This is a genomic window from Actinoalloteichus spitiensis RMV-1378 (assembly GCF_000239155.1).
In the GTDB taxonomy this organism is placed as follows: Bacteria; Actinomycetota; Actinomycetes; order Mycobacteriales; family Pseudonocardiaceae; genus Actinoalloteichus_B; species Actinoalloteichus_B spitiensis.
Window position 1 is genome coordinate 1 of sequence record NZ_AGVX02000422.1, and the last position, 6,525, is coordinate 6,525.

Here is a 6,525-nt window from a genome sequence, read left to right on the forward strand (position 1 = left end):
GGCCGCACCACTGGCGGTTCACGCCGGCGCCGTGAACCGCCAGTGGTGCCCGTCGGGGTCGGCGACGTGCGCGACGTGGTCACCCCCGTCCCCCCGGCCCACCGGGGTGACGACCCGCGCTCCGGCGGTTCGCGCGGCGCCGAGCAGGGCGTCGAGCTCGACACGGGACGAGGCGGTGTGGGTGAGGACGGCGGCGGAGAACCCGTCACCCCGCCCGTCCACGCCCACATCCCCCGCCAGTGCCTCGCGCGGGAGCAGACCGAGCCGGCAGGAACCCGGGGTCACGGTGAAGTCGACGAACTTGTCACCGTAGTCCCGATCCACCCGCATCCCCAGCGCCGCGTAGAACGTCGCGGACGCCTTCGGGCTGTCGACGCCGAGGTAGACGGCGGTCTCCGCGAGGTTGGTCGGGTCGCCGGGGGGAGCGGTGTTCCTCCTGCTGACCGCCGCCAGCTTCCAGACCGCGCCGTCCGGCGCCCGGTAGGCGGCGGCGAACTCGCCGAACAGCCGCTTCCTCGGCGGCCTGACCACGGTCGCACCTCGGGAGGTGGCGGCACCGAGGAGAGCCTCGACCTCGCTGGGCTGGTCGACGAGGGCCGAGAGGACGAGACCCCGGAAACCCGAGCTCGCCGGATCCGTGTCGACCTCGGCGGCGAGCTCCTCGACCTTCAGGAGGTCGAGCCGTCCGGCGCCGGCCAGGTCGAGCGGTCCGGCGGGGTTCCGGCCGGTGTTGGTGGCTGGGAACGCCGAGGTGTAGAAGTCGGCAGCCTCGGCGAGGTGGGGGACACCGAGGGTGATGCGGTCGAGGGTGAGCTGCACGGGGGTGGTCCTTCGTCCGGTGTTCGGGGTGGGGCCGGCAGCGGTCAGTCGGCCTGGTTGACGCGGACGAGGTTCCCCGCCGGGTCGCGGAACGCGCAGTCGCGGACCCCGTAGTCCTGGTCGGTGGGCTCCTGCACGACATCCGCGCCCACGGCTTCGAGGCGTTCGAAGAGACCGTCGAGGTCGTCGGTGGCCAGCGTGACGGCCGCGAAGCTGCCCTTCGCCATCAGCTCGGCGATCGTGCGGCGTTCGTCTTCGGTGATGCCCGGGTCTGCGGCCGGCGGGTGCAACACGATCGACGTGCCGGACCGCCCGGGCGGACCGACGGTGATCCAGCGCATGTCCTCGTAGCCGACGTCGTTGCGGACCTCGAAGCCCAGCGCGTCCCGGTAGAACCGCAGCGTGGCCTCCGGGTCGGTGTGCGGGAGGAACGCGTGGTGGATGGTGATGTTCATGCCCGGAACGCTAGGCGTGCTACCGGGGCCGCGCTTCTTGAATCCTGACGGGTCGGGTCACCTGCTTCGCCAGGCACGCCGGGATTCCCGCCGCCGCCTGGGAGTGATCACGCCGGTAGGTGCTCGGCGGCACCCCGACCAGTTCGGCGAACCGCGTGCTGAACGTTCCCAGGGAGGAGAAGCCGACCTCGAAACACACCTCTGTGACGCTGAGGTCTCCCCGCCGCAACAGCGTCATCGCCCGCTCGATGCGCCTCGTCATCAGGTACGAGTAGGGCGACTCCCCGTACACGCGGCGGAACTCCCTGCTCAGGTGCCCGGCGGAGACGTGCGCGCCCCTGGCCAGTTCCTCCACGTTCAGCGGCTTGGCGTACTCGCGGTCCATCCGGTCGCGGACCCGGCGGAGCGCCACGAGGTCCCGCAACCGTTGATCCTCCGTGCGCCCAGCAGCCATGCGGGGCATCGTCGCACGTCACACCCGCGCCGCCCACCAGCCACCTGGCGGGGGTGTTCCGGTGGCGTCGCCGCTCGGGCACAGGCACTGCCCGCCACGAGCCCGACCGCCTGGCCCGTGCGGTCCGGTCAGGATTCGAGAAGCCGGCGGAATTCGGCACGCCTACCGTCGCGTCCAGCACGACCGCACCACCGGAGGAAGGGGCCAGCGATGGGTTCCACATCGCACGAGGACGCTGGGGCGAACGCCGGCGGATTCTCCGAACAGGAACGCGCCGCCATGAGGGAACGCGCCCAGGAACTGCGGAAGGAGGCGGGGCGCGGCCGAGGTGGGAAGGCGGCCGCCCAGGAGGCCGACGTGCTGGCCAAGATCGAGCAGATGCCCGAACCGGACCGGTCGTCGGCGGAACGCATCCACGCGATCGTCACCAGCAACGCCCCCGAGTTGGCGCCGAAACTGTGGTACGGGCAGCCCGCCTACGCCCGGAAAGGGAAGGTGGTGTGCTTCTTCCGCAGTGGCGCGGCCGACAAGGAGCGCTACTCGACGTTCGGGTTCACCCCCGAGGCGCGTCTCGATGACGACGGGGGCCTGTGGCCGACCTCCTACGCGGTGGCCGAGTTGAGCGACCGGGCGGCGGAGGCCATCGCCGCACTCGTCACCAGGGCCGTGGACTGATCGAGCACGGCGGAGGGCGCGGTTCCCGCTGGTCGCCGCCACCGTCAGCGCCACCGGTGGCCGCTCCCGCCAGCGGGCGTCGCCCCGAGGAGCGCGGGGAACGGGGGCACGGACTCGTGACCGCCGTGCCCCATCCGCGACCCACGCGCGTGCGAACGGGAGCGGGAGCGTCCTCGCCGGCGCCCTGACCGCCGTGGGTGCGGCGGGGTGGTGGAGCGGGAACCGGACCAGGCGACCGGGTTCCGGCAGGTTTCCCGGGAGGCGTTCGACGCCGACGGGTCGACGTGACCGCTGACGGTCGACCGCCGAGGCGGGCTGCGAGGGCGGGGGCGCGGTCGTGGTGGTCGGGGGAGCTGCCTTCGGCGTCACCGGAACCGCCCAGGCCGCCGGACCACCGCCCTGCCCGACGACCTGGGGGAGGACGACTCGGAGACCGGCCACGGGGGGAAGGTGGCGGTGTCGGATCTGATCTCCGCTCCGGGAGCTGGCCGAGGGTCGTCGCGACATCACGATCGGTGGTCTGACGTTGCTGGGGGCCCGCGCCCTGGTGCCCGTCGGCACGCCCTGCCGCGCCGACTCGCCTGACCGTTCAGCTGGCCGGGGCGTTCCCGCGCCGAGCCCGCCGGGGTGCGGCTGGTGACGGACGCCCCACCCGCCAGCTGGCCGGTGGGGCACTCCTCCGCCGTGCTGCCGGCCGTTCGAGTGATCGGGGCCATAGTCGCAGCTCGGTGGCCCCGAAGTCAGGACCAACGTCCCGGGAGGACGGGACCCTGACTGTCCGGTTCGCGACCTCCACCGCCCCTAGCGTCCTGACTGAGGGCGAGAGGAGCGGGTCGTGGAGATCCTCGACGTGGCGCGGTGGCAGTTCGGCATCACCACCGTCTACCACTTCCTGATGGTGCCGCTGACCATCGGTTTGTCGGTCCTGGTCGCGGTGATGCAGACCGCCTGGCACCGCACGGGCAAGCCCGAGTACCTGGCGATGACCAAGTTCTGGGGCAAGTTGATGCTCATCAACTTCGCGATGGGCGTGGTGACCGGCATCGTGCAGGAATTCCAGTTCGGGATGAACTGGAGCGAGTACTCCCGGTTCGTCGGCGACGTGTTCGGCGCGCCGCTGGCGATGGAGGGCCTGGTGGCCTTCTTCGTCGAGTCGACCTTCCTCGGGCTGTGGATCTTCGGGTGGGGCCGGTTGCCGAAGCGGGTGCACCTGGCCTGCATCTGGGCGGCGTCGTTGGCGACCGTGCTCTCCGCCTACTTCATCCTCTCCGCGAACTCGTGGATGCAGCACCCCGTCGGCGTCGCCCTCGACGAGGACGGCCGGCCCCGTCTCACCTCGGTGTGGGAGCTGCTGACCAACTCCACCGTGTTGGCCGCCTTCCCGCACACCATCGCCGGTTCGTTCGCCGTCGCCGGGTCGTTCCTGGTCGGTATCGCCGCCTGGCACCTGGCCCGCCGGCACCGCGACACCCCCCAGGACGACCCCGACCGCCGGGTCTGGCACCGCTCGCTCCGGTTGGGCGGCTGGGTCGGGGTGGTGTCCTTCGCCGCCGTCGCGATCAGCGGTGACCTCCAGGCGAAGCTGATGTTCGAGCAGCAGCCCATGAAGATGGCGGCGGCGGAGGCGCTCTGCCACACCGAGGCCCCCGCCGGTTTCTCGGTGTTCGCGGTCGGGGACGTGAGCCGGCCCGACTGCGAGAGCGTCAAGAGCATCACCGTCCCGGGGCTGCTCTCGGTGTTGGCGCACAGCGACTTCTCCACCGAGGTGCGGGGCGTCGAGCAACTCGTCGACGAGTACACCGAGCGGTACGGGACGAACTACCCCGACGACCCGAGGTTGGGCGAGATGGCCGGCCAACCCATCGACTACGTGCCCTCGCTGCCCATCACCTACTGGGGATTCCGGCTGATGATCGGGTTCGGGGTGATCGCCGCCGGGGCCTGCGCGGTCGCGTTGTGGGTGACGAGGAGGGGCCGGGTGCCCCGCTCGCGGTGGTTCGCGCCGTTGGCGCTCGCCGGCATCGCGGCCCCGTTCCTGGCCAACACCTTCGGCTGGATCTTCACCGAGATGGGCCGTCAACCCTTCGTGGTGGTGCCCAATCCGACCGGAGTGGACGGGGTGTGGATGTACACGGCGCAGGCCGTGTCCCCCGGGGTGTCGCTGGGCTCGGCCGTGTTCTCGCTGGTCGCGCTCACCGCCGTCTACGCGGTGCTCGCCGTGGTCGAGGTGTTCCTCCTCGCCCGCTACGCCCGCGCCGGCGTGTCCGGGGTGATGCGGCCGCCCTGGGAGGAGCCCGCCGAGGAGGAGAAGTCGGACGACGGGCCGGGTGGGAGCGACGGACGCGGGGGAGGCGGCGGTGACGTGCTCGCCTTCGCCTACTGAGCCCCGGGCGGGCCGTCCGCCCGCCGACCCGCCCGGCGCCCGGACGGGCCGGCCCCAGCCTGCCACCGGTTGAGAAGGAGACCGTCGTGGACCTGCCCACCTTCTGGTTCTGCGTGATCGCCGTGCTGTGGCTCGGCTACTTCTTCCTGGAGGGCTTCGACTTCGGCGTCGGCATGCTGCTCGGCCCCATGACCAGGGACGACACCGAGCGTCGGGTGATGGTGAACACCATCGGCCCGGTGTGGGACGGCAACGAGGTCTGGGTGATCGTCGCGGTCGGCGCGACCTTCGCCGCCTTCCCCCACTGGTACGCGGCGCTGCTGTCCGGGGCCTACCTGCCGATCCTGTTCATCCTGCTCGCGTTGATCGGGCGGGGCGTGGCCTTCGAGTACCGGGGCAAGGTCGACAGCCACCGCTGGCGGCGGAACTGGGACCGGGTCATCCAGATCGGGTCGTGGATCCCGCCCCTGGGATGGGGGCTGGTCATCACCGGCACCGTGACCGGTCTGCCGATCGACCCCAACGGTGACCTGCGTGGCGGGGTGGTGGACCTGCTGCGGCTGGACACCGTGCTCGGCGCCGTCGCGTTGACCGCGTTCAGCCTGCTGCACGGCGCGGTGTTCGTCGCGCTCAAGACCGACGGGACCGTCCGGCACCGGGCGCACGGGGTCGTGCGGCGGTTCGGCCCGCTGCTGCTCGCCCCGGTCCTCGCGCTGCTCGTGCTCGTCCAACTCCGCCAGGGCACCGTGTGGACGGCCGTCGTGGCGGGCCTGGCGGCGGCGGCCGGGGTGCTCGCCCTGGTGTGGATGCGGCTCAACCGGGAGGGACGGGCCTTCGCCTCGCTGGCCGTGCTGATCACCGGGGTCGTGGTGGTGCTCTTCGGCTCGCTCTACCCCGACGTCCTGCCCTCCACGGTCGACGAGGCGTTCTCGCTGACCGTGGCCGGCGCGTCCTCCAGCCCCTACACGCTGACCGTCATCACCTGGGTGGCGGCGTTCGGCACCCCGGCGGTGCTGGTCTACCAGGGCTGGACCTACTGGGTGTTCCGGCGGCGCATCAGCACGGCGAACATCCCCCCGGTGCGGGTCCCGTGAGGACCCACGACCCGGGCCGGGGAGGTCGGCGGTGCGCGGCGGGCCGGTGGCTCGGCGGTACGTCCGCATGCCGGACGTGGAGGAGGTGAGGGACGGGATGGCTCTGGACACCGGCCAGGCCCGCCCGGAGAGTGCAGGGGTGGGTATCTCCGCTCGGCGGTTCCGGGGCCCGCTCGGACCGCTGCCAGCCCTGTCGACGGCGGCCCGCCGCTCGCTGGTCGTCATCGGCCTGCTCGCGGTGGCCGACGCCGCGCTGCTCGTCGCGCAGGCCGTCGGCCTGGCCACCGCGCTCACCGGGGTCGTGGTCGACCGGGTCCCGGCCGGGGACCTCCTCGCGCCCCTGGGGTGGGCGGCGGTGGCGGTCCTGGGCCGGGCGGTGGTCGCGTGGGCGCTGGAGTCCACCTCGGCCCGCGCGGCCGGTGGGGTCAAACGGGAGCTGCGGTCCGCCTTGCTCGACTCGGCCCTCGCCCGTGGCCCGGAGTGGATCCACCGGGGCGGCGGGGACGCCGCCGCCGGTGGCGGGGTGGGCCGGCTCAGCAGCCTGGCGACCACCGGCCTGGACGCGCTCGACCCCTACTTCCGCGCGTACCTGCCCGCCCTGGTGACGGCGGCGGCCGTGCCGCCGCTCGTCGGCGGGTGGATCCT

Annotated in this window: 7 protein-coding genes; 4 read left to right on the forward strand and 3 right to left on the reverse strand. The window is 72.6% G+C overall.

The genetic code is table 11. From position 1 onward, the window contains the following. Nucleotides 1-18: 18 nt before the first annotated feature. From ACTIDRAF_RS29645 to ACTIDRAF_RS0218220, 3 genes are read right to left on the reverse strand one after another with little or no spacing between them, the layout of a single operon-like run. Nucleotides 19-819, reverse strand: a complete 801-nt coding sequence (locus ACTIDRAF_RS29645) for a VOC family protein (protein ID WP_016700164.1) — start codon at nucleotides 817-819, stop codon at nucleotides 19-21. Nucleotides 820-863: 44 nt separating this feature from the next. Continuing rightward, nucleotides 864-1,274, reverse strand: a complete 411-nt coding sequence (locus ACTIDRAF_RS0218215) for a VOC family protein (protein ID WP_016700165.1) — start codon at nucleotides 1,272-1,274, stop codon at nucleotides 864-866. Between the two features lie 19 nt (nucleotides 1,275-1,293). Continuing rightward, nucleotides 1,294-1,737 carry a helix-turn-helix transcriptional regulator gene (locus ACTIDRAF_RS0218220; RefSeq protein ID WP_016700166.1) on the reverse strand — a complete coding sequence of 148 codons (444 nt, stop codon included), beginning with the start codon at nucleotides 1,735-1,737 and terminating at the stop codon, nucleotides 1,294-1,296. Nucleotides 1,738-1,938: 201 nt separating this feature from the next. Between ACTIDRAF_RS0218220 and ACTIDRAF_RS0218225 the strand changes: the two genes are divergently transcribed. From ACTIDRAF_RS0218225 to ACTIDRAF_RS0218245, 4 genes are all read left to right on the forward strand, one after another. Then, the gene (locus ACTIDRAF_RS0218225; protein ID WP_016700167.1) at nucleotides 1,939-2,403 is read left to right on the forward strand and encodes a DUF1801 domain-containing protein; all 465 of its coding nucleotides are present in this window, start codon (nucleotides 1,939-1,941) and stop codon (nucleotides 2,401-2,403) included. A gap of 835 nt (nucleotides 2,404-3,238) precedes the next feature. Beyond that, nucleotides 3,239-4,786 carry a cytochrome ubiquinol oxidase subunit I gene (locus ACTIDRAF_RS0218235; protein ID WP_016700168.1) on the forward strand — a complete coding sequence of 516 codons (1,548 nt, stop codon included), beginning with the start codon at nucleotides 3,239-3,241 and terminating at the stop codon, nucleotides 4,784-4,786. Nucleotides 4,787-4,872: 86 nt separating this feature from the next. Next, nucleotides 4,873-5,880, forward strand: a complete 1,008-nt coding sequence (gene cydB / locus ACTIDRAF_RS0218240) for a cytochrome d ubiquinol oxidase subunit II (protein WP_016700169.1) — start codon at nucleotides 4,873-4,875, stop codon at nucleotides 5,878-5,880. A gap of 139 nt (nucleotides 5,881-6,019) precedes the next feature. Further along, nucleotides 6,020-6,525, forward strand: a 506-nt coding sequence (locus ACTIDRAF_RS0218245; protein ID WP_483446989.1) for a 6TM ABC transporter family protein, incomplete at its 3' end; no start/stop codon positions are given.